Source organism: Amycolatopsis camponoti (genome assembly GCF_902497555.1).
Lineage (GTDB): Bacteria > Actinomycetota > Actinomycetes > Mycobacteriales > Pseudonocardiaceae > Amycolatopsis > Amycolatopsis camponoti.
Genome location: NZ_CABVGP010000001.1, coordinates 2,959,268 through 2,981,629, shown reverse-complemented (window position 1 = coordinate 2,981,629; position 22,362 = coordinate 2,959,268). Strand labels below are relative to the sequence as shown.

Sequence of the window (22,362 nt, the reverse complement as noted above, 5' to 3'; positions counted from 1 at the left end):
GATGACGGTGACGGAAGAGCTCCAGCTGTCCCTGAGCGTCAAAGCCGCGCGGACACTCACCACGACCACCAAGACCCTGCCGCAGATGCGCGGCATCACCACCCGCTGGCTGCTCTCCCAGCTCCCCTGGGTCGACGTCCCCGCCGGCAGCTACCGCGTCAACCGCCGCCTCACCTACACCATCGGCGACGGCAAAGTCTCCTTCTACACCACCGGCGCCCGCGTCCACGTCGTCCCCGCCGAACTCACCGAACTCGAACTCCTGCGCGGCTTCACCGACGAGACCGCGTTGACAGCCCTCGCCGAAGCCTTCGAACAACGCGAATACGAACCCGGCGACACCATCGTCACCGCGGGCCGCCCCCTCGACACGCTCATCCTCATCGCCCACGGCAAAGTCACCCGCCACGCCCGCGGCGAATACGGCGACGAAACCACCCTCGGCACCGCCACCGACGGCGACCACCTCGGCGCCGAACTCCTCGCCCACGACGACGCCACCTGGGACTACACCGCCCGCGCCGCCACCCACGTCATCGCCCTCGCGCTACCCGCCGAAACCTACGCCCGCCTCAACGGCCGCTCCGAACCACTCCGCGCCCACGTCGCCGAAGCCATCACACGACCACGGAAACCCCAGAACCCCAAAGGCGAAGCCAGCATCGACCTCTCCGCCGGCCACGACGGCGAACCGATCCTCTCCGGCACCTACGTCGACTACGACCCCTCACCCCGCGAATACGACCTCGCCGTCGCCCAAACGATCCTGCGGGTCCACAACCGCGTCACCGACCTCTACAACCAGCCCATGAACCAGCTCGAACAACAGCTCCGGCTCACCGTCGAAGCGTTGCGGGAACGCCAGGAACACGAACTGGTCAACAACACCGACTTCGGGCTGCTGCACAACACCGATCTCAAGCAGCGCCTCACCACCCGCACCGGCCCACCCACACCCCTCGACATGGACGACCTGCTCTGCCGCCGCCGCAAGACGAAATTCTTCCTCGCCCACCCCCGCGCCATCGCCGCGTTCGGCCGCGAATGCACCCGAGCGCGGATCTACCCAGAACCCGCCACCCTCGACGGCAAACGCGTGACGGCCTGGCGCGGCGTCCCCATCCTGCCCTGCGACAAAATCCCGATCACCGACACCGGCACCACGTCGATCCTGGCCATGCGCACCGGCGAAGACGACGCCGGCGTCATCGGCCTCCGCCCCAAGTCACTGCCGGACGAGTACCAGCCCGGGTTGAACGTCCGGTTCATGGGCATCAACGACCGCGCCGTCACGTCCTACCTGGTCAGCGCCTACCACTCCGCCGCCGTCCTGGTCCCGGACGCACTCGGCGTCCTCGACCACGTCGAGACCGGCTCATGACCCGGGTGGACGCGAGAACTTGCGCTTGACGCAACTCTTGATTACCGAACTTGCGTGGCGCGAACACTGCCGTCGCTCCTAGCTTCGTACTCGTAACGAGTAATCCGAAGAAGGAGCAGCACCATGCACGTGTTCGTCACCGGAGCGACGGGGTGGATCGGCACGGCCGTCGTCGGCGAACTGCTCGGCGCCGGGCACGAGGTCACCGGCCTCGCCCGCTCGGACGCCGCGGCCCTCAAGCTCGCCAAGGCGGGTGCCCGCATCCGCCGCGGCGATCTCGACGACCTCGACGGCCTCCGCGACGGCGCGCTCGACGCCCAGGCCGTCATCCACCTCGGCAACAAGCACGACTGGGGCAACCCGGCCGAGAACAACCGGACCGAGCGGGCCGCCATCGAGACCATGGCGGGCGCGCTCGCCGGCACCGACCGGCCGTTCGTGCTGGCCGGCGCGCTCGCGGGCCTGGTACGGGGCCGGCCCGCGGTCGAGACCGACGTGTCCCCGGCGGTCGGCCCGGACTCGATGCGCGGCGGCGGTGAAAACCTCGCGCTCGAGTACGCCGACAAGGGCGTCCGGGTGGTCAGCGTCCGCTTCGCGCCGTCGGTGCACGGCGCCGGCGACCCCGGGTTCCTGGCGTCCCTCACGGCGGCGGCGCGTCAGCACGGAGTGTCCGCCTACCTCGGCGACGGCGACGCGGCGTGGTCCGCGGTGCACCGCCCGGCCGCGGCCCGGCTCGTCCGGCTCGCCGTCGAAGGCGCACCGGCCGGTTCGCGGGTGCACGCCGTCGCCGAAGAAGCGGTCACGACGCGGGAGATCGCCGAGGCGATCGGGCGCGCGTTCGACCTGCCGGTGGTCTCGGTCGCGCCGGAGAACGCCGTCGAGCACTTCGGCTTCCTCGGCCGGTTCTTCGGCCTGGACATGTCCGCGTCGAACGCGCACACGCGGGACCTGCTCGGCTGGACGCCGTCCGGGCCGACCCTGGTCGAGGACATCGAAGCGGGTGCGTACGCGTGACGGTCACCGCGTTCATGCTGGTCAAGACGACACCCGAGTGGCTGGCCCTGACGGTCGAGGAGCGGATCGAGGCGTTCCGCACCGAGGTCGTCCCGGCGATCGAGGAAAAGGCGAAAGGCGTCCGGTCGCGCTTCTACGACACCGAGTTCTACTCGGCGCGCGTGACCGACGTCTGGGTCTGGGAGGCCGTCGACCACGCGGCGTACCAGCGCCTGGTCGACGCCCTGCGCGAAACCCCGTTCTGGGACCGCTGGTTCGAGGTCGCCGAGATCCTCGTCGGCGTCGAAAACGGGTACGCGGACAACTACGGCGTCGACGCGGTCGCCAGTATCACCACCTAGAGCACGAAGCCGGTCGGGAAGGGGTCGTCCGGGTCGAGGAGGTAGGTCGCCGTGCCGGTGATCCACGCGCGGCCCGAGAACTCGGGGATCACCGCCGGCACCCCTCCCACCTCGGTCTCCGCCACCAGCTCGCCGGTGAACGTCGTGCCGATGAACGAGCTGTTCTCGAACGGCGTGTGCAGCGGCAGCTCGCCGCGTGCGTGCAGCTGGGCCATCCGGGCGGACGTGCCGGTGCCGCAGGGCGACCGGTCGAACCAGCCCGGGTGGATGGCCATCGCGTTCCGCGACGCCCGCGCGTCCGAGCCGGGGGCGAGGAACTGGACGTGCTTGCAGCCACCGATCAGCGGGTCGGCCGGGTGCTTCGGCGGGCGCTGCTCGTTGATCGCGGCCATGATGTCCAGGCCCGCGCCGAGAATCCGGTCCTTTTCGGACCGCTCGAACGGGATGTCCACTTGCGAAAGTTCGAGGATGGCGTAGAAGTTCCCGCCGTAGGCCAGGTCGTAGCGGACCTCGCCGAGACCGGGCACGTCCACGACGGCGTCGCGCTCGGCGAGGAACGACGCGACGTTGCGGAGCTTGACCCGTTCGGCCCGGCCGTCGCGAACGGTGACCTCCGCGTGGACGAGCCCGGCCGGGGTGTCCAGGCGCACCACGGTCGTCGGCTCGGTCACCTCGACCATGCCGGTCTCCACCAGCACCGTCGCGACGCCGATGGTGCCGTGGCCGCACATCGGCAGGCAGCCCGACACCTCGATGTACACGACGCCCCAGTCGGCGTCGTCGCGGCAGGGCGGCTGCAGGATCGCGCCGCTCATCGCCGAGTGCCCGCGCGGCTCGTGCATGAGGAACTGGCGGATGTGGTCGAGGTGCTCCATGAAGTACCGGCGGCGCTCGGCCATCGTGGCACCGGGGATCGTGCCGACGCCGCCGGTCACCACCCGCGTCGGCATGCCTTCGGTGTGCGAATCGACCGCCGTGATCGCCCGTGACGACCGCACCTACGCCACCCCCAGCGAGGCCAGCGCGCGGCCCATGTCGGCGCGGACCTGCTCGCGCTGGACGTCGGTCAGCGGGCCCCGCGGCGGGCGGCACGGCCCGCCGTACCGGCCGACCATGTCCATGCCGAACTTGATGGCCTGGACGAACTCGGTGCGCGAGTCCCAGCGGAACGCGGCCACGAGCGGCTCGTACAGCGCGCGGGCCTCGTCGAGCTTGCCCCCCGTGGCCAGCTCGAACAGGCGCGCCGACTCGGCCGGGAAGACGTTCGGGAACCCGGCGAACCAGCCGGTCGCGCCCATCAGCAGGCTCTCCAGGACGACGTCGTCCGCGCCGCTGATCACGGCCAGCTCCGGGGCCCGTTCGCGGATCTCGAGCACGCGCCGGACGTCACCGGAGAACTCCTTGACGGCGACGACGTTGTCGATCTGCGCGATTTCGGCCAGGAGGTCGGGCGTGAGGTCGACCTTGGTGTCGAAGGGGTTGTTGTAGACCATCACGGGCAGGCCGACCGACGCGACGGCTTCGAAGTGGGCCAGCACCTCACCGTGGTTGGCGCGGTAGAGCGTCGGCGGGAGACAGAGGACGCCGTGCGCACCGTCTTCGGCGGCCGCTTCGGCCCACTGCTTGGCCTGGTGCGCACCGGGTCCGTGGACACCTACGACGACGATCCCGTTTTCGCCGACGGCCTCGATCGCGGTGCGGGCGACGCGGCGGCGTTCGTCGTCGGTGAGCGAGGAGTACTCGCCGAGGGAACCGTTCGGGCCGACGCCGCGGCAGCCGTTGTCGACGAGCCAGCGGCAGTGCTCGGCATAGGCGTCGTAGTCGACGGCGAGTCCGGCGGGCGCGGCGTCGTCGGCCCGGTACGGCAGCGCGGCGGCGACGACCACGCCCCCGAGGTCGCGGGTGCTCATGCTGGGGTCTCCTTCGGGTCGGCGAGCTCGCCCAGGCGGATCGGCTGGGCGATCGGACGGTGGTGGCGCTCGGTGGTGCCGCAGAGTTCGGCGACGGTGGGCCCGCAGATCCGGCTTTGGCACGGTCCGAGCCCGGCGCGGGTGCCGAGCTTGAGGGCGTGGGGGCCGGGTTTTGCCGGGTCGCCGGCGGCGGCTTTCAGTTCTCCGTAGGAGGTTTCTTCGCAGCGGCAGACGATCGTGTCGTCGCGCAGCCAGCCGGGCCAGGCAGCGCCGATGGGATGGGCTTTTCCCAGCCGCCGGGCGAAGTCGCGAGTGCGGTCACGCTCGCGGAGCAGGTCAGGGCCCGGCGTACCCCCGGCGGCGACGCAGCCGGCGACGGCCCCCTCGGCTCTGGCGGCGTCCGCACCGCCGATCCCGGTGATCTCACCGGCGGCGAAGACGTTTTCGACGCCGGTGCGCTGGCTCTCGTCCGTTCGGACGAATCCGCCGTCGAGAACACAGCCGGCGGCGACGGCGAGTTCGGGTTGGGGTGTGAAGCCGTGCCCGACGCAGACGGCGTCGACCGCGTAGGTGCGTTCGGTGCCGGGCACGACGGACCAGTCCGCCCGGACGCGGGCGGTGACGACTTCGCGGACCCGGTCGTCCCCGCGAGCCTCGACGACCACGCGGCCGAAGTGATAGGGGACGCGGTGACGGGCGAGGGTGGCGACGTAGCGGGCGAGCTCGCCGGTCTTGCGGAGGTGCAACCCCCATCCTTTGAGGACGGTCGAGGCGCGGTTGGCTTCGAGGACTCCCACCACGGTCGCCCCGACGGCGAGCAGCGATTCGGCGACGGGAAGCAGGAAGGGCCCGGCTCCGGCAACGAGCACCCGCCGGCCGACAGCGACCCGTTCGCCCTTGGCCAGCGCCTGCGCGGCGCCCGCGGTGAAGACGCCGGGCAGCTGCCAGCCGGGGAAGGGCAGGGTGCGGTCGTGCGCGCCGGTGGCGAGGATCAGGGCGTCGGGTTCGAGGACGTGCCGGGTGCGGGCGGAGCCATCGGCCGGGCCGCGGAGCACGTGGAGCCGGAGCCGGCCGCGCGGCCTCCCGGCTTCCGCCGCTCCCTCGCCGCCACCCGATTCGGCGGCCGCCGCAGCCCCGCCACTCACGAGAGCGCCCGACTGTCCCGCTTCCGCCAAATCTCGGCCACCCGCTCCGGGACCACCGAGCGCGGCAACTTCCGCCGCAACACCGCCACCCGCGGCAACGCCGGGCAAACCCGCTTCCGCCAAATCTCGGCCACCGGCTCCGGGACCACCGAGCGTGGCAACTTCCGCCGCAGCCCCGCCGCTTGCCGCGACGCGATCGTCCGCCGTTCCCTCACCGCCGGTTGCGCGATCGCCGTCGTGGGCGCCGCGAACCTCGGCCTCCATCGCGCCGCCACGATCGCCCGCGGCGGCTTCCAGCGCCCACACCGTGCTTTCCGGCCACCACTCGCGCCGCTCCAGCAATCCCTCGAAGCCGTGCGGCCGGCCGTGCGTCCCCCGGTGGTACTGCCCGCCCGGAGCGTCCGACTGGTCCAGGACCGTCACCCGCGCCCCCGACCGCAGGGCGTGCTCGGCGGCCGCCAGGCCTGCTGGGCCCGCTCCGATGATCACCACCCGCCTCATGCGTTCTCCTGGCGGGACTGGGTGTGGATCTCGTCGCCGTCCGTGGCGCGGCGGCGGCACGCGCGGACGTCCGGTACTCCGTTCACCGTCAGCAGGCAGTCGAAGCACGCGCCGATTCCGCAGAACACTCCGCGTGGTGCCCCGGAGCGCGTCGTGCGCCACGACAGCCGGCCGGCGGCCAGCAGCACCGCCGCCACCGTCTGCCCCTCGGTGCCCGTCACCGGCTCGCCGTCCACGCTGATTTCGATCACGCGAGCACCGCCGGACGGTCCACCGTGAACTCGTCGACCGGCATCGACGGCGGCACCCCGGTCAGCAGTTCGCGCAGCAGCCGAGCCGTGCCGACGCTCAGGCCGATGCCCGCTCCCTCGTGTCCCGTTGCGTGCCAAAGGTTTTCCAGCCGCGGGTCCTCGCCGAGGACCGGGAGGTGATCGTCCACGTAGGGCCGGAACCCACCGTAGGCGCGCATCACCGCCGCGGAAGCCAGCGACGGGAACAGCCGCAGCGCCTTGGCCGCGATCGCGCTCAGCACGTCCGGCACGATCGCGTCGTCGAAGCCCACGCGGCGGCGCGACGAGCCGATCAGGATCGTGCCGCCCCGCGTCGACTCCACGACGGCGGAAGTCTGCAGCTCGCCGTCGCCGGAGCCGACCGCCCCGACGTAGTCCGCGTCGTAGACCTTGTGCCGCACCACCCCGGGCATCGGCGTCGTCACCAGCACCTCGCCGCGCCGGGGCCGGACCGCGATCGGGGCGCCCAGCCGCGTCGAGACCTCCCCCGCCCACGGGCCCGCCGCGTTGACGACGATGTCGGCGTCGATGACTTCGGCCGGGACGCGGACCCCGGTGATCCGGCCACCGCGAACGACGGCGCCGGTGACTTCCGTGCCGGTGCGCAGGCGGGCGCCGTGCGCGAGGGCCGAGCCGAGCAGGGCCAGGGTCGCGCCGGCCGGCTGGACCTGCGCGTCCTCCGGGTAGCGGACCGCGGCGGCCACCTCGCGGGTCAACGCGGGTTCGGCCGCCGCAAGGTCCACTGTGGACACAGTTTCGGTGCGCACGCCGGCTTCGGCCTGCTCGGCGGCGAACGCCGAGAGCGCGCGGGCGCCCGCTTCGGTGGTGGCCACGACGATGCCGCCCTTGGGGTCGAACTCGCAGGCGTCGCCGAGTTCGGCCGCGATCTCCGGCCACAGCCGCGCCGAAAGCTGCGCGAGCCGGAGTTCGGCACCCGGCCCCTTGTCCGAAACGAGGAGGTTGCCTTCGCCGTGCGAAGTGGTGCCGCCCGCGGGCCGGCCGCGGTCGAGGACCAGGACGTCGAACCCGGCGAGGCTCAGCTCCCGGGCACATGCCGCCCCGACGACGCCGGCCCCGATCACCACCGCCCGCGTTCGGTTCATCGACCCTCCGGTGTTCGGTAAAGCGAACGATCGGAGGTTAAGACTTCGGAGGCGCGGGTGTCAATCCGGCAAGACGGGGTGGGGACGCCCGTCGAGCCGTTCGCCGTCCCGGTACTGGAGCAGCAGCACGGAGTGGACGGGCGCTTCGAGCGCGGTGTAGCCGTGCGGCTCGCGCGCGTCGAAGGCGACGTAGTCCCCCGGCCCGAGGTCGACCGTCCGCCCGCCGACCTCGACGCGCAGCCCGCCGGCCTGGACGATCGTGTGCTCGACCCCGACGTGCCCCTGCGACCGCTGCGGCGCGTCGCCGCGGACGACCTGGTCGTAGACCTCGAAAACGCTGTTCTCGGCCTCGATCCGGCGCAGCGGCCGCAGGTCGACGCCCTCGCCGCGGAGCACTTCGACGTCGGCTCCGCGCACGACGGTCAGCCCGCCGCGCGGCCGGTGGTCGAGCAGGTCGGAGATGGCCACCTCGAGCGCGCGGGACAGGCTGAAGACGGTTTCGATGGTCGGGTTGCCGGTGCCGGCTTCCAGCTGCGAGAGGGTGGCCTTGCCGATCCCGGACCGCCGCGAGAGCTCGGACAGCGACAGGCCCCGCGCCGCCCGCGCGGCCCGCAGGTTGACGGCGAGCATGTCCCGGATCGACGGCCCGCCGTCTTCGGCCACGCGCGTCCCGGCGTTCGGTAAAGCGTCCATCGAGCCCGGTCTCCGTTCGGTTTGCCGATCGGGGCAGGGGTCATGATGCCACGCCGGACGTCGTGCCAGAATCAGCGCGGCCGATCGCTCTGGGGGAACCGTCCGTGGACATCTCGATTTCTTTCGTCTTCACGCCCGAAATGGCGAAGCAGTCGTATCGCGCCTGTTACCCGAGCGCGCCGGTGGCCCGGTGGCTGCCCGCCGGGATCTACGTGGTGCTCGGAGTGCTGGCACTGACCGAAGCGCTCCGGGGCGCGGAGCCGGACCCGGTCGGGCTCGCCGTCGGCGGCGTGGTCCTCCTGCTGGGCCTCGGGTGGCCGGTTCTCCAGGCGCGGCGGATCACCCGGCGGTTGCGCGCCTACACGGAGCCGGGGACCACCCGGCTCGTCCTGACCGACGCCGAGTACGCGGCCGAGGTTCCCGGGCGGACGACGACCCTGCTGTGGACGACGTTCAAGAACGTCGCGCTGGTCCGGGGGTTCTGGGTCCTGAAGATCGCGTCCGAGGGCAAGGTCGCGTTCCCGGCGAACGCCCTCGACGCCTCGCAGACCGAAGTGTTCCGGGCGGCCATGCGCGAAAAGGGCCTGCTGGCCCGCTAAGAGCCGACCCAGCCGCGGTAGGCGGGCAGATCGACGTTGCCGCCGCAGACGATCGTCACCACGTGGCGCCCCGCGAACCGGTCGCGGTCTTCGAGGATCGCCGCGAGGCCGAGGGCCGCCGACGGCTCGACCACCAGGCCGGCGTGCTCCAGGAACAGCCGGATCCCCGCGATGATCGACGCCTCCGTCACCAGGACGGCGTCGTCGGCCGCGGCCAGCAGGTCGTCGAGGACCTCCCGGATGGGGAACCGGCCCGCGACGCCGTCGGCGATCGTGTCGGCCGTGTCCGTCGTGACGACGCGCCGAGCGCGCCAGGACAGCGTCATCGCCGGTGCGCCCGCCGGCTGGACGGTGATCACCTCGGTCCCGGGGGCGAGGGTCTTCAGGACGTGCCCGACCCCGGTGGCCAGCGCCCCGCCGCCGAGGGCGACGAGGACCGCGTCGAACGGCCCGGCGGCCGCCAGTTCGAGGCCGATCGTCGCCGCGCCTTCGCACGTCTCGACGTCCAGGCTGTCCTCGACCAGCCGCACGCCTCGCTCCTTCGCCAGCGCCACCGCCCGTTCGCGGGCCAGTTCGAAGTCGCCGTCCACCAGTTCGAGGCGGGCACCCAGCGCCCGGATGCGCTCGAGCTTCGCCGCGGGCGCGAACCGCGACGCCACGACGGTGACGTCGATCCCGCGGGACCGTCCGGAGAGGGCGAGGGCCTGGCCGAGGTTGCCCGCGCTGGCGCAGACCGCGGCCCGGCCGGCGAGGCCGTGCACGACGAGTTCGGTGCCGCGGCCCTTGAAGCTGCGGACCGGGTTCGCCGTTTCGAGCTTGATGCTCACCCGGCAGCCGAGCACGCGTTCGAGGGGTTCGCAGCGGTAGAGCGGACTCTCGAGGAAGACCGGATCGATCACCCGGCGGGCGGCCCGGATCCGGCCGAGGTCAAGACGCGTCTCCGGCACGGTCGCCGAGCATAGCCGCCGGTTCGCGGGTCCGGGCCGCCCAGCGGGCCAGCCGGGGAATCGGCGCGACGGCGACCAGGAACACCCCCGCGACCAGCACCCACCCCCAGGCCCCGAGACCGCCGATCGCCAGCGTGAACACCCCGGGCCCGACCATCTGGACCGTCGCCGTGGCCGCTTCGCTCGCCCCTTGGTAGGCACCTTTCGCCTCTTCGCGCATGAGCCGGACCGACAGTCCCCAGTTCGCGGCCACGTAGCTCAGCTCGCCCACGACGTGCAGCACCGCGGCGAGCACCACCACCGTCACCGCACCGGCTCCCGCGCCGCCGGACGTCGTCGCCAGCAGCAGGCAGCTCGCCGCGAGCAGCACCCCGGACACCACCGCCGTCCGCGCCGCCCGGGTCGTGGTGCGCCCGAACCGGGCGAACGGCACCTGGAACACCGCGATGCCCACCGAGCTGAGCACGACGACGATCCCGCCCAGCCCCAGCGGCAACCGCGTCGAGCCGGACAGCCACAGCGGCAGCCCGGCCGACAACATCGCCCAGCACAGGGACAGCACCGCGGTGACCCCCGCGACGCACAGGTACGGCCGGTCGCCGAGGACGGCCCGCGCGCCGGAGCGCCGCGCCGGGACCGCGGCGGGCGCGGGCACCAGCAACGTCGTGCCGGCCAGGACCAGGAAGCTGACCACGTTGCCCGCGATGGCCAGGGTGTACGCCCACGGCGCGTCGGCGGTCAGCACGAGCGCCCCGAGACCGGCACCCACGGCGTACCCGACGTGCTGGGCGACCCGCTGCTGCGCCAGCACGCGCATCCGGCACGCCGGGTCGGCGACCAGCCCGGTGACCAGCGCCGTCCGGACCGCGGTCCCTCCGGTGGCCAGCGCGGTGAACAGGATGGTCACGGCCAGGAACGACCAGGTCCCGCGCACCGCCGGGTACCCGGCCATCGCGGCGGCGCGCACCAGCGTCACGACGACCAGCACCGACCGGGTGCCGGCGCGGTCGGCGAACGCGCCGAGCGGCACCGCGGCGGCCATGCCCACGGCGCTCGCCACCGCCATCCCCGCGCCCACCGTCACCGGGGACAGGCCGAGGATCCGCGTGAAGTACAGCGCCCAGATCGTGAACCACAGGCCGTCGCCGAGCGCGGACACCCCGCGTCCCCACAGAAGACTCCTCATGCATCCACCCTTCATGAGAGCGTGAATGGTAAGCACGACAGGCACCGTTCAGCAAACCATGAACGGTGTTAGGATCGCGTCGTGAGCGGAATGGTCGAACCGGGAAACCCCGTCCAGGGCGCGATCGTCGGGCTGACGCGGGAGCTGTCCGACCCCGTGCGGCTCACGGCGCTGCAGCTGCTGGCCGCCGAGGGCCCGCACACCATGGTGCAGCTGGCCGACGCGCTGGGCGTCACCGCGCCGCGGCTGGGCAACCACCTCGCGCGGCTGCGCGCCGCCGGGCTGGTGACGGCCGAGCACACCGGGCGCCACGCGCTGTACCGCGTCGGCCGCGACGACCTCCTGCCCGTGCTCACCGCCCTCGCCCGCTACGGCGGCAACGACTCCCTCGCCCCGCCCCACCCGACCGAGTCCACAGTGGACATCGCGCACACGTGCTACGACCACACCGCCGGCCGGCTCGGCGTGACGGTGTTCGCCATGCTCGTCGACCGCGGCGCGCTGCGGCCGCCGGACGGTTCCGCGGCCGGCCTGACACTGGGCAGCGACGTCTCGGCCTTCCACGACCTCGGCGTCGACCCGGCCACGGTGGACCCCGGACGCCGCCGGCTCGCGACCGCGTGCCTCGACCGGACCAACCGCGTCCCCCACCTCGGCGGCGTCCTCGGCCACGAGGTCCTGGCGGCGTTCCTGACGGCCGGCCTGGTCCGGCGCGGTGACGGCGACCGGGAACTGGCCGTCACCCCGCGCGGCCGCCGGCGGCTGGGCGCGCTGGTGCCCGGCTTCTGATCAGGACCGGGCCGTATCCCGGCCGCCGCTCACCGTCTCCTACTCTCGAGATCCCGAGTGGAGCGAAGGTGAACGGATGAGCGAGCCGCACCCGGCCAGGCGGCACCTGGTCGTCTGCTGCGACGGCACGTGGAACACGCCGGACCAGGAGCACCAGGGCCGGCCGTCGCCGACGAACGTCGCGCGGATCCACCACACCGTCGCGAACCTCGGCACCCAGCCGCGGTACTACCACCCCGGTGTCGGCACCGGACCCGGGCTGCTCGACCACCTCGAAGGCGGGCTCGTCGGCAAGGGCCTCGCCGAGAACATCAAGAGCGCCTACGGCTGGCTCGCGCGCACCTACTCCCCCGGTGATGCGATCCACCTCTTCGGGTTCAGCCGCGGGGCGTTCACCGTCCGCAGCCTCGGCGGCATGATCAGCCGGTGCGGCCTGCCGGCGGACCTCAAGACCGCCGGGTCCACCGAGTTCTGGGCCGAGGTCGACCGGCTCTTCACCACCGTCTACCGGGCCGGGGCCGGCGAGGCCGCCGACCCGGTCCCGATCGAGTTCCTCGGCGTCTGGGACACCGTCGGCTCGCTCGGCATCCCGGACTGGCTCGGCCCGCTGAAGCTCGTCGAAGACCACGTCGGGCACCTCCCCCGGTTCCACGACACCCAGCTCGGCCCGCACGTCAAGCACGCCCGGCAAGCCCTCGCGATCGACGAGATGCGCGGCCCGTTCATGCCGACCCTGTGGTCGAACCTGGACGAGGTGGACGGCGACCGCACCGCGAAGCAGGTCTGGTTCCCGGGCGACCACAGCGACGTCGGCGGCGGCCACGACCACACCGGCCTGTCCGACGCGGCCCTGCGGTGGATGATCGACGAGTGCCGCGCGGTCGTGCCGGACCTGGTCTTCGACGACGCGATGGACCGGCAGATCCGGCCGGACGCCCAGGACGTGCTGCACAACTCGCTCCACAGCGTGTACACGGTCCTCTGCCCGGCGCCGCGCGCCTTCCCGTTCATCGCCGCCGGTTCCGACGACGTCGCCCCGTCCGCCGTGGACCGGCAGGCGACGCCGCCGATCACCACCGGCCCCTACCGCGCAGGGCGTCGCCTCGCGGCCGGCGAGTCGGTGGCGGTCGATGTCTACGCCGGAAAGCCGTGGAACTGGACGGGCGTCCACCTCGAGCCCGGCGAGTACGCGTTCGGCGCCGAGGGCACCTGGCTGAACGGCAAGATCGCGCACCACCCGGACGGCACCGAGGCGGACGCCCGGCTCGACTTCCAGGACGTGCTGCACGCACTCGCCACGTCGTCGGCCTGGCTCCAGACCCAGCTCGCCCGGCTCAACGACACCGAGGCCCGCGCTTTCGGCGGCCGCCGCAGCGAAGACGCGAAGTGGATGGCGCTGATCGGCGCGGTGGCGGCCCGGGACCTCGACGCCCACGACGTGCAGCAGCCGTACGAGGCGTTCCCGATCGGCAGCCTGCTGGAGAAGTGGGTCGTCGAGAAGCCGGGCTACTTCTACGCGTACGCCAACGACAGCTGGCTGGGGTATTCGAGCAACCGGGGTTCGTTGCGGCTGACGATCGAGCGGCTCAAGTGACGTCGCGGGTCCAGGTCGTCGCGGCGACGAAGTCCTCGAACGACCGCGGCGGCCGGCCGAGGGCTCGCTCGACGCCGTCCCCGAGGTCGGCGCCCCGGCCGTCGCGCAGGTCCGTCAGCAGGCCGGTGAGCAGGCTCGCCACGGTCCGCGGGACGCCGTGGGCGGTTTGCCGCTCGATGAACGCTTCGGGGTCGACGTCGACGTAGCCGATCTTCCGCCCGGCGGCCCGGGCGATCAGGTCGACCGCTTCGCCGAAGCCGACCGCCCGCGGACCGGTCAGTGCGTAGACCTCGCCGTGGTGCCGGTCGTCGGTCAGCGCCGCCGCGGCGACCTCGGCGATGTCCTCGGCGTCGACGAACGGCGCGCGTCCGTCCCCGGTCGGCAGGGTCAGGACGCCGTCGCGGATCCCCGGCGCCCACGGGCCTTCGCTGAAGTTCTGCGCGAACCAGTTCGGGTGCAGGATGGTCCAGCCGACGCCGGATTCGCGCACGGCCCGTTCGGCCGCGTGCAGCGGATGACCCTCCTCGCCGGCGCGCGGCGCGGACAGCAGCACCAGCCGCCGGGCCCCCGCCGCCACCGCTTCGGTCACCAACCGCGGGAGCCGGGGTCCGGCCCGCAGGTCCGGTTCGACGAGGTAGACGGCCGTGACGCCGTCCAGTGCCCAGCTCGACGGATCGCCGAGGTCGAAACCGGTGCCGCGGGAGGCGATTCGGGCGTGGTCGACGCGCTGGGCGACGCGGCGGCCGGTCTTGCCGGTTCCGCCGAGGATCAGGATGCTCATGCCGTCAGACAACCGCGGATGCGCGAGACGATCCATGGGAGGAAGTCGATGGTTCCTTTGTGATCGTCTAGGGTCGGCGCATGGACGTGCTGAGCGACCTGCTGCACCGGGCCCACGCCTCGGACGCGCTGGTCCGGCAGCTGATCCAGCGGCCGCCGTGGTCGTTGACCTTCGCGGACGCCCCGCCGCTGACCCTGGTCGCGACGCTCGGCGGGCACGCGTTCCTCGGCCTCGGCTCCGGACCGCCGGTGCGCCTGGCCGCCGGGGACATCGCGCTGATCAAGGTGCCCGGCTACACGATCGCCGACGACCCGGCCACCGCGCCCCAGGTCGTGATCCGGGGCGGGCGGAAGTACCCGCTCACCGGCACCGCAGAGGTGAGCGCCCGGGCCCCGCGCACCTACGGCGACGGCGCACCCGGGGCCACGACGATGCTGCGCGGCGCGTACGAACTCCACGGCGTCGCCGCCGAGCGGCTGCTGGCGATGCTCCCGCCGTCGGCCGTCGTACCCGCCGGGCCCCGCACCCGGGCGGCCCTCGACCTGCTCGCCACCGAGGTCGGCCGCGACGAACCGGGCCAGGACGCCGTGCTGCGCCGGGTGCTGGACCTCGTGCTCGTCCTGGCGCTGCGGGCGTGGTGCGCCGCGGCGGAAGCACCACCGGCCTGGTTCCGGGCGCTGGACGACGCCGGCGTCGGGGAAGCCCTGCGCCTGCTGCACGCCGAACCCGCCCGCCGGTGGACGGTCGCGGCGCTGGCCGCCCGGGCCGGGCTGTCCCGGGCGGCGTTCGCCGCGCGGTTCGCGCGCCTCGTCGGCGAGCCGCCGCTGACGTACCTCACGGGCTGGCGGATGACCTTGGCCGCGGATCTGTTGCGCGACACCGAAGACAGCGTCGCGGCGGTGGCGAAGGCGGTCGGCTACGAAGACCCGTTCGCCTTCAGCGTGGCGTTCAAGCGCCACCGCGGCGCCAGCCCGTCGGACTGGCGCCGCGGCCGCCTCACTTCGTGAGCGTCGCCGGGTCGCTCGTGCTCGGGCGCCCGGTCTCCCCGTGCCCCGCCAGCCGGCGCAGGAACTTCGGGTCGCGGTCCGACGAAACCGACACGTCGTACCAGTTGTTGCTGTGCCGGGTGTCCACGTGCTCGACGACCCGCGCGCCCGGACGCAGGCGGTGCGTGGACGAGCAGCGGCCGTACGCGTCCGTCACCTTCAGCTGCACCGTCGTCGTGCCACTGTTCGTCAGCACCAGTGCCAGCTCGGCGCCGTCCTGGCGGAGGCTCACCTCCGGCCCCGCGTCGGTGCCGCGGAACTGGCGCACGAACCCGTTGGGCCCGTACGCGGTGTAGTCGTAGGCCCCGGCGGCGGGCAACGCGGCCGGCAAGGACGTGCCGGCGCCGGCCGTGTACGTCCGCGGCTCGCCCGAGGGCGTCACGACGTAGAACGTCGCGCCCGCGCGGCCGTGGCTGGCGAACGTCACCGTCAGGGTTCCGCCGGCCAGCCGGGCGTCGGCCGACAGGTCGTACGGCAGGGCCCGCGCCGGCCGCAGCCCGCGTTCCTGCTTCGGCAGCACGTTGTTCGCCGGGACCGCGGGCACGTAGTCCGGGTGCCGGACGCGGTCCGGCGGCTCGTAACCCGCGGTGTCCGGCAGCGCCGGCACGCGGACGTCGGTGCGCGCGAAGTCGAACGCCGACGTCAGGTCACCGCACACCGACCGCCGCCACGGCGTGATGTTCGGCTCCCGCACGCCGAAGCGCCGCTCGATGAACCGGATGATCGACGTGTGGTCGAACGTCTCCGAGCACACGTAACCGCCCTTGCTCCACGGCGACACCACGAGCATCGGGACGCGCTGCCCGAGCCCGTACGGCCCCGCCGGGTTCGTCGCCGACCCCGCGAAGATCTCCCCCGTCGTGTCCACAGTGGACTGGCCAGCCGCGGCGTACGGCGGGACCACGTGGTCGAAGAAGCCGTCGTTCTCGTCGTAGGTGATGAGCAGCGCGGTCTTGCTCCACACCTCCGGGTTCGACGTCAGCGCGTCGAGCACCTGCGCGATGTACCAGGCGCCGTAGTTCACCGGCCAGTTCGGGTGCTCGCAGAACGCTTCCGGCGCGGTGATCCACGAGACCTGCGGCAGCTTCCCGGCCTTGACGTCGGCGCGCAGCCGGTCGAAGTAGCCGTCGCCGGCCTTCGCGTTCGTGCCGGTGCGGGCCTTTTCGTACAGCGGGTCGCCGGGCTTCGCGTCGCGGTAGGAGTTGAAGTACAGCAACGAGTTGTCGCCGTAGTTGCCGCGGTAGGCGTCGTCGATCCAGCCCCAGCCGCCGGCGGCGTCGAGACCGTCGCCGACGTCCTGGTAGATCTTCCACGACACGCCGGCCTTCTCCAGCCGCTCCGGGTAGGTCGTCCAGGAGTAGCCCTTCTCGTCGTTGCCGAGGACCGGGCCGCCACCCTTGCCGTCGTTGCCCGTGTAGCCCGTCCACATGTAGTAGCGGTTCGGGTCGGTCGAGCCCATGAACGAGCAGTGGTAGGCGTCGCAGATCGTGAAGGCGTCGGCCAGCGCGTAGTGGAACGGGATGTCCTCGCGCGTCAGGTACGCCATGGTGGTCGAGCCCTTCGCGGGCACCCACTTGTCGTACTTGCCGCCGTTCCACGCCGCGTGCGTGTCGTTCCAGCCGTGCGGCAGGTCCTGGATGAACTGCAGGCCCAGGTTGTCCGCTTCGGGGCGGAAGGGCAGGATGTCGCGCTTGCCGTCGGACTGCGCCCAGACGGACTTGCCGGAGGCCAGCGTCGCCGGCCGCGGGTCACCGAAACCGCGGACGCCACGCAGCGTGCCGAAGTAGTGGTCGAACGACCGGTTCTCCTGCATGAGGACCACGATGTGCTCGATGTCCTGCAAGGACCCGGTACGCCGGTGGGCGGGGATTTCGGCGGCGCGGGCGATGCTGGTGGAGAGTGCGGAAAGGGCGGCGGTGCCGCCGGCCAGCTGCAGGAAACGCCGTCGGTTGACGTCCGTCATGGGGACTCCGGGGGTGTCGTGGTGGAGAGCCGGGTCAGTATGTGCGGGACTTCGAGAACCTGTGCCGGGCCCGAGGCTAACGCCGGGCGAAACCCTGGTAAACGACTGCGGTCGGACATGATCTTGACAGAGTTACGGAAGTACGTACTAATGTAGTACTTCACTATGAATGACTTCGCCAAAGATCCGGACGACCACCTCTACTCCCCCGACGTCCGCGACGCGCTGGCCGGGTTCACCCTCGGTGAGGACACCGGCGTGCTCGAAGCCGCGGCGGCGGTCCGCGTCGCCGCGCGGAGCCTCGACCAGCTGCGTTCGCTCGGCACCGGCAGCCGCGGCCTGAGCCCCGGCGCCCTCGACATCCTGATCCGGCTGAGCGGCACGGAAGCGAACATCAAGGACCTCGCCGCGTCCGCCGGCGTCAGCTCGCGCAACGTCACCGGCCTGGTCGACACCCTCGAGCGGGCCGGGCACGCGGTGCGGGTCCCCGACCCGCGCGACCGGCGGTCGGTGCTGGTCCGCATCACCGAAGACGGCCGGACGTGGCTCGCGGAGTTCCGCCGTCCGTCGCAGCTGGCGATGGCGGCGCTCTTCCGCGGCTTCACCGCCGCCGAGACGACCCAGCTGCGCCACCTCTGCCTGCGTCTCGCCGAGAACCAGCAGCACCTCGCCCGTCACCTGGAGGACCGATGACCACCCGTGAGACCGTCCTGGCCTACTCCCGCGCCCGCTTCGCCGGCGACGTCACCGCCGCGGCCGACCAGCTCGCCGCCACCTTCACCTTCCGCAGCCCGCTGATCGGCTCCGACGACGCCCGCGGCCACCTCGCCGGGCTCGGCGGGTTCGTCAGCGTGGTCACCGGGGTGGACATGCTCAGCGAGCTCTACGGCGAGTCGGAGGCGACGCTGGTGTACGACGTGCACACGGCGACCCCGGTCGGCACCCAGCGCACGGCCGAGCACTTCCGGCTGAGCGACGGCAAGATCACGGCCATCACGCTGATCTTCGACGCCACCCCGTGGCACCCGGTCATGGCGGCCGCCGGCCTCTGACCGCGGCGCCCGGAAACCACGGTGTGGCCGGAAATCCGGCGCGAGACAGGAATTGTCACCACGCAAGCGCAGCGCCCCCGACGCGAACAGGCCACCTGCTGTTCGCGTCGGCTCCAGCAGGCGGGAATAGCGTCCGGGTCGGCGAACAATTCTCCCCGGAAACCCGAATGAGGCAGATCATGCGCGAAAACCAGGCAGGCCCGACCAGACGGTCCTTCCTGCGCAACGCGGGGCTGGCCGGCGCCGGCGCGACGGCGCTGGGCGCGCTCGGCGTCGCACCGGCCGAAGCCGGCACCCCGGACACCGCGGACAGCGCTCGCAAAGGCGGCGGCAGGTGGAACCCGGACGGCGAGAGCCGCCAGTTCACCGTCGCCGTGATGCCGGACACCCAGTACCTCTACTGGGGCAGCCAGAACAGCATCAACCCGGAGCCGCAGGAAGCGTCGCTGCGGTACGTCATCGAGAACAGCGGCAAACCGGACAACAACATCGTCTTCCTGGCCCACCTCGGCGACCTGACGCAGGACGCCGACATCACGTCGTTCCAGGCCGTGGACAAGACGTTCGAGATCGCCGACTCCGCCGGCGTCGCCTACAGCGTGCTCGCGGGCAACCACGACGTCTCCGGTGACGACACCCGCGGCACCACGCCGTACCTCCGGACGATGGGCCCGCAGCGGTTCCGCCGGCAGAAGTCGTTCCTCGGCTCCGACGCCAGTGGCTACAACACCGCGCACGTCTTCCGTGCCGCCGGGCAGGAGTGGCTGCTGCTGGCCATGGACTGGCGCACGTCGCCCGCGGGCTTCGCGTGGGCCAACGACGTGATCAAGAAGCACCCGCGGCTGCCGGTGATCCTCACCTGCCACGAGATCGTCGGATCGACCTACGGTGACGAGGTCTACCCGTACGAGTCGGGCGATCCCGAGAACAACGCCGAGTTCTCCGGTTACGGCCAGACCGTGTGGGACTCGCTGATCAAGGACAACGACCAGATCTTCCTCACGCTCAACGGCCACTACTGGCCTTCGGGTCGCATGACGAAGAAGAACGCCGCCGGCCACGACGTGCACCTGCACATCACGAACTACCAGAACCGGTACATGAGCGGCGGCGGCATGCTGCGCCTGTACCACTTCGACCTCGAGCGCGCCACGATCGACGTCGAGACGATCTCGCCGTGGATCCTCGAGAAGGATCCCGCGAAGCGCAACCGCATGGAGGTGCTGGAGTCGCGGCTCACCACGGCGGTCGACCGCTTCTCGATCCCGTTCGACTTCGAGCGGCGCTTCGCCGGCTTCATCCCCGTGCCGGTCCGCCCGGCGCGGCCGGCCGGCAAGGTGCTCGTGCCGGGCACGCTCGCGTACTGGCGTTTTGACAACGTTGGCGCGAACGGCAGCGCGGTCACGGCCGGCCAGCAGGTCCGCGACCTGTCCGGCCACGGCAACGACCTCACGCTGCAGGCCGTCGCCGGCACCGCCCCGGACGCACTGACCTGGACCGACGACCACCACCCCGACCAGCCGGGGCACGCCAGCCTCCGGTTCGCCGGCGGCCGGAACCCGCTGCACGGCGCGTACCTGACCACGGGCGCGAGCGCGCCGCTGAACGCCGAGACGTTCAAGCGCGGCTACACCATCGAGACGTTCGTGAAGATCCCGCGCGACTGGGACGGCGGGAACAACGGCAACATGCCGGTCCTGGTCCGCCGCGGCGCGTCCGGCGACGCGGGCAAGCACGGCGAGAACACCGATCCGAAGGAGCCGGTGGCCCAGCTCATGACCACGAACAACGGTCGTGAGGTGCAGTTCAACTGCTACCCGCTCAGCCAGACGTACCCGACCACCAACTGGAGCCACGGCCTGGCCGAGGACCAGTGGTGGCACATCGCGGTCGTCAACGACGGGCACCACACGAAGGTCTACGTCGAAAGCTCCCCGGTGGCCGACAACCCCTCCACCGACTCGGTCGGCATCGCGTCGCTGGGCCGCACGTGGCTCCTCGGCGGCCACGAGTACGGCGGCGCACTCGACAACGTGTTCCACGGCTGGATCGGCGACGTCCGGATCGTCGACCGGGCGCTGCGGCCGGAAGAGTTCCTGACCAGGTGACCCATCGGCAGCGGGTGACCCCGGCGGTCACCCGCTGCCGCCCCGCACGCGGCGCTCATCCACGCGATGCTCCGAAGACCGGGACATTTGACTAAAATCTTCGTAAAAGTCCTTACGTGACCGGGGTCACCGGTGGTCTCCTCAGTTAGGAAAGGTTCCTAACGATCGACGGAGGCACCGCACCCATGACATCCCGTACGCGCTTGGCCGCGGCAACCGCCGCGGCTCTCACGCTCGTCACGCCGTTCGCCGTCAAATCCGCCGACGCCGCCACGACCAACACCACCGCCCAAGCCGAAGCGACGTACACGCCCGCCCAGGTTCTGGCCGGTGTCAAGAAGAACAGCACGACCGCGCACAAGGTCAACTCCAAGCCCCACATCAACACCATGACGCGGTCCCAGAACGTGAACGTCTACCAGGTGGCGACGGGCGTCTACGCCTACAGCTCCGGCTTGGCCGTCGACGACGACGGCAGCGACCCCGATCCCGACCCCGACCACCAGGGCCAGACGACTTTCCAGGACAGCAACGGGAAGCAGCTGGCCGCGCACCACGTCCCCTTCTACGTGCTGGGCGACGACTGCTACGACCGCAAGTCCCCCTGCCCGCACTTCTTCTACAAGGAACACAACATCAAGGGCAGGCAGTTCGCGCTGATGTTCTACAAGAGCAAGGTGATCGGCGCGATCTTCGGCGACACGCAGACCGGGAACAACCAGACCACTTCGGACAACGACTCCCGCGAACTGGGCGAGGCGTCCGTGAAGTCGGCCTCGCTGCTCGGCATTCCCAGCAGCGGCACCACCGGTGGTGTCGACAACGGCGTGACCGTGGTGATCTTCTCCGGCTCGTCCTGGGTCGTGAACGGCACCAACTCGAACCTGAACAGCAACGCCCAGGCCCTCGTCGACAAGGCGCTGAACAGCCTCGGCGCGAGCATGGGCCTCTAGCCCGGTCCTCGGCCGGCGCACCGACCGCTGCGCCGGCCGCGGGTCGAGTCTCCCGCTCGCTCAGAACAGCGTCGCGGGCTCGATCGGCTCCGGGTCGGGCAATGCTTCGAGGTCGGGCACCAGCGCTCGCACGTCGTCGTGGAATCGGCGGGCGAGCGCCGGTGCGTCGTCGTTGTCGGGGGTGTGCAGGAACACCGTCGGCGACCGGCCCTCGCGCAGCCACCCCGCGACCACCGCCGTCCACGGCCGCCACCCCTCGACCGTCTCCTCGACCGAGTCCCGGCCCAGGTACCGGACGACCGGCCGGTCGGTCAGCGCGCGCGTCCGCCGTGGCAGCCGGGGTTTCTTGGCCCAGGCGTCCTGCTCGGCTTCGCTGGTCGGCGGGCGCCGGAAGAAGACGGTGGTGTCGAACGGCACCCATTCGGCGTTCGCGTCGGCGAGCACTCTCTCCAGCAACGATGTCGAGGCGGCGTCGGTGAAGAACTCCGGGTGCCGCACCTCCACGGCGCGCCGGCGGTCGGCGGGGAGCCGGCGCAGGAAGCGGCCGAGGGCGTCGACGTCGGACGGGCCGAACGAGGCCGGCAGCTGGGTCCACAGGACCGCCCGTTCGCCGAGGGGTTCGATCGCGTCCAGGAACGTCCGCATCTCGGCCTCGACCCCGGCGAACCGGCGTTCGTGCGTGACGACCTTGGGCAGCTTGACCACGAACCGGAAGCCGGCGCCGGTCTGCTCCGCCCACGTCGCGACGGTGGCCCGGGCGGGAGTCGCGTAGAAGGTGGTGTTGCCTTCGACCGCGGTGCACCAGCCGGCGTAGGCCCGCAGACGCTCCTTGGCCGGCAGCGACGGCGGCAGGAAGCGCCCGGGCCACGCCTTGTGGGTCCACATCGCGCAGCCGACGTGCAGACGTGCCACTGGCGTCTTCTCCCGTCGATCGTGACGGGAGAAAACTACTACCCGGGCCCCGGT

General features: G+C 71.9%; 22 protein-coding genes and 1 pseudogene. 11 read left to right on the top strand and 12 right to left on the bottom strand.

Annotation, left to right across the window (positions count from 1 at the left end):
* Position 1 precedes the first annotated feature (1 nt).
* The 3 genes from AA23TX_RS14115 to AA23TX_RS14105 all read left to right on the top strand — a co-directional run bounded on the left by AA23TX_RS14115 (position 2) and on the right by AA23TX_RS14105 (position 2,736).
* Positions 2 to 1,381 (top strand): family 2B encapsulin nanocompartment shell protein, encoded by a 1,380-nt coding sequence (locus AA23TX_RS14115; RefSeq protein WP_155542977.1) that lies wholly within the window; start codon positions 2 to 4, stop codon positions 1,379 to 1,381.
* A 123-nt stretch (positions 1,382 to 1,504) separates the two neighbouring features.
* The gene (locus AA23TX_RS14110) at positions 1,505 to 2,395 is read left to right on the top strand and encodes an NAD-dependent epimerase/dehydratase family protein (protein ID WP_155542976.1); all 891 of its coding nucleotides are present in this window, start codon (positions 1,505 to 1,507) and stop codon (positions 2,393 to 2,395) included.
* On the top strand, positions 2,392 to 2,736 hold the full coding sequence (locus AA23TX_RS14105) for a darcynin family protein (protein ID WP_360488396.1): 345 nt from the start codon (positions 2,392 to 2,394) through the stop codon (positions 2,734 to 2,736). Before AA23TX_RS14110 ends, AA23TX_RS14105 begins: the two co-directional genes overlap by 4 nt.
* On the opposite strand, the gene AA23TX_RS14100 is transcribed toward AA23TX_RS14105, so the two are convergent.
* From AA23TX_RS14100 to AA23TX_RS14070, 7 genes and pseudogenes are all read right to left on the bottom strand, one after another.
* A complete protein-coding gene (locus tag AA23TX_RS14100; protein ID WP_155542975.1) occupies positions 2,733 to 3,734 on the bottom strand; it encodes a proline racemase family protein in 1,002 nt (333 codons plus the stop codon). The genes AA23TX_RS14105 and AA23TX_RS14100 overlap by 4 nt on opposite strands.
* A complete protein-coding gene (locus AA23TX_RS14095; RefSeq protein ID WP_155542974.1) occupies positions 3,735 to 4,646 on the bottom strand; it encodes a dihydrodipicolinate synthase family protein in 912 nt (303 codons plus the stop codon).
* Positions 4,643 to 5,914 (bottom strand): FAD/NAD(P)-dependent oxidoreductase, encoded by a 1,272-nt coding sequence (locus tag AA23TX_RS14090; protein WP_439328768.1) that lies wholly within the window; start codon positions 5,912 to 5,914, stop codon positions 4,643 to 4,645. The genes AA23TX_RS14095 and AA23TX_RS14090 overlap by 4 nt, the downstream gene beginning before the upstream one ends.
* A 240-nt stretch (positions 5,915 to 6,154) precedes the next feature.
* Positions 6,155 to 6,292, bottom strand: a pseudogene (locus AA23TX_RS51215) (FAD-dependent oxidoreductase); the annotation flags it as partial.
* A complete protein-coding gene (locus AA23TX_RS14080) occupies positions 6,289 to 6,540 on the bottom strand; it encodes a (2Fe-2S)-binding protein (protein WP_230862624.1) in 252 nt (83 codons plus the stop codon). The gene AA23TX_RS14080 and the pseudogene AA23TX_RS51215, both read right to left, overlap by 4 nt.
* Positions 6,540 to 7,685, bottom strand: coding sequence for an NAD(P)/FAD-dependent oxidoreductase (locus tag AA23TX_RS14075; protein WP_155542972.1), 1,146 nt, complete (start codon positions 7,683 to 7,685; stop codon positions 6,540 to 6,542). Before AA23TX_RS14075 ends, AA23TX_RS14080 begins: the two co-directional genes overlap by 1 nt.
* 60 nt (positions 7,686 to 7,745) lie before the next feature.
* Positions 7,746 to 8,378 carry a helix-turn-helix domain-containing protein gene (locus tag AA23TX_RS14070; protein ID WP_155542971.1) on the bottom strand — a complete coding sequence of 211 codons (633 nt, stop codon included), beginning with the start codon at positions 8,376 to 8,378 and terminating at the stop codon, positions 7,746 to 7,748.
* Positions 8,379 to 8,482: 104 nt separating this feature from the next.
* On the opposite strand from AA23TX_RS14070, the gene AA23TX_RS14065 reads away from it, so the two are divergent.
* Entirely contained in the window at positions 8,483 to 8,977 is a 495-nt protein-coding gene (locus tag AA23TX_RS14065) for a hypothetical protein (protein ID WP_155542970.1), read from the top strand.
* Here AA23TX_RS14065 and AA23TX_RS14060 read toward each other — a convergent pair.
* Together AA23TX_RS14060 and AA23TX_RS14055 are read right to left on the bottom strand one after the other, a co-directional pair.
* Positions 8,974 to 9,924 (bottom strand): threonine ammonia-lyase, encoded by a 951-nt coding sequence (locus tag AA23TX_RS14060; protein WP_155542969.1) that lies wholly within the window; start codon positions 9,922 to 9,924, stop codon positions 8,974 to 8,976. The two genes, AA23TX_RS14065 and AA23TX_RS14060, sit on opposite strands and share 4 nt — an antisense overlap.
* Entirely contained in the window at positions 9,905 to 11,110 is a 1,206-nt protein-coding gene (locus tag AA23TX_RS14055; protein ID WP_155542968.1) for an MFS transporter, read from the bottom strand. Before AA23TX_RS14055 ends, AA23TX_RS14060 begins: the two co-directional genes overlap by 20 nt.
* Positions 11,111 to 11,200: 90 nt before the next feature.
* Between AA23TX_RS14055 and AA23TX_RS14050 the strand changes: the two genes are divergently transcribed.
* Both AA23TX_RS14050 and AA23TX_RS14045 read left to right on the top strand, forming a co-directional pair.
* Positions 11,201 to 11,899, top strand: coding sequence for an ArsR/SmtB family transcription factor (locus tag AA23TX_RS14050; RefSeq protein WP_230862623.1), 699 nt, complete (start codon positions 11,201 to 11,203; stop codon positions 11,897 to 11,899).
* 76 nt (positions 11,900 to 11,975) lie between these two features.
* Positions 11,976 to 13,493: a T6SS phospholipase effector Tle1-like catalytic domain-containing protein gene (locus AA23TX_RS14045; RefSeq protein WP_155542966.1), complete on the top strand. Its 1,518-nt coding sequence runs from the start codon at positions 11,976 to 11,978 to the stop codon at positions 13,491 to 13,493.
* Here AA23TX_RS14045 and AA23TX_RS14040 read toward each other — a convergent pair.
* Entirely contained in the window at positions 13,486 to 14,274 is a 789-nt protein-coding gene (locus tag AA23TX_RS14040) for an NAD(P)H-binding protein (RefSeq protein WP_155542965.1), read from the bottom strand. The two genes, AA23TX_RS14045 and AA23TX_RS14040, sit on opposite strands and share 8 nt — an antisense overlap.
* Positions 14,275 to 14,354: 80 nt before the next feature.
* Here AA23TX_RS14040 and AA23TX_RS14035 point away from each other — a divergent pair, with 80 nt between their 5' ends.
* Entirely contained in the window at positions 14,355 to 15,281 is a 927-nt protein-coding gene (locus tag AA23TX_RS14035; RefSeq protein ID WP_155542964.1) for an AraC family transcriptional regulator, read from the top strand.
* On the opposite strand, the gene AA23TX_RS14030 is transcribed toward AA23TX_RS14035, so the two are convergent.
* Positions 15,271 to 17,283, bottom strand: a complete 2,013-nt coding sequence (locus tag AA23TX_RS14030) for a phosphocholine-specific phospholipase C (RefSeq protein ID WP_155542963.1) — start codon at positions 17,281 to 17,283, stop codon at positions 15,271 to 15,273. The genes AA23TX_RS14035 and AA23TX_RS14030 overlap by 11 nt on opposite strands.
* A gap of 165 nt (positions 17,284 to 17,448) precedes the next feature.
* Between AA23TX_RS14030 and AA23TX_RS14025 the strand changes: the two genes are divergently transcribed.
* The 4 genes from AA23TX_RS14025 (at position 17,449) to AA23TX_RS14010 (ending at position 21,396) form a co-directional block, all read left to right on the top strand.
* Complete coding sequence (locus tag AA23TX_RS14025) at positions 17,449 to 17,976, top strand: MarR family winged helix-turn-helix transcriptional regulator (protein WP_155542962.1); 528 nt, start codon at positions 17,449 to 17,451, stop codon at positions 17,974 to 17,976.
* Entirely contained in the window at positions 17,973 to 18,335 is a 363-nt protein-coding gene (locus tag AA23TX_RS14020; protein WP_155542961.1) for a nuclear transport factor 2-like protein, read from the top strand. Before AA23TX_RS14025 ends, AA23TX_RS14020 begins: the two co-directional genes overlap by 4 nt.
* Before the next feature lie 179 nt (positions 18,336 to 18,514).
* Positions 18,515 to 20,443, top strand: coding sequence for a LamG-like jellyroll fold domain-containing protein (locus tag AA23TX_RS14015; protein WP_155542960.1), 1,929 nt, complete (start codon positions 18,515 to 18,517; stop codon positions 20,441 to 20,443).
* 185 nt (positions 20,444 to 20,628) lie between these two features.
* On the top strand, positions 20,629 to 21,396 hold the full coding sequence (locus AA23TX_RS14010; protein WP_155542959.1) for a glycoside hydrolase family 75 protein: 768 nt from the start codon (positions 20,629 to 20,631) through the stop codon (positions 21,394 to 21,396).
* A gap of 60 nt (positions 21,397 to 21,456) precedes the next feature.
* Here the strand turns inward: AA23TX_RS14010 and AA23TX_RS14005 are convergent, their stop codons facing one another.
* Entirely contained in the window at positions 21,457 to 22,308 is an 852-nt protein-coding gene (locus tag AA23TX_RS14005; protein ID WP_500676492.1) for a DUF72 domain-containing protein, read from the bottom strand.
* Between the last annotated feature and the right edge of the window lie 54 nt (positions 22,309 to 22,362).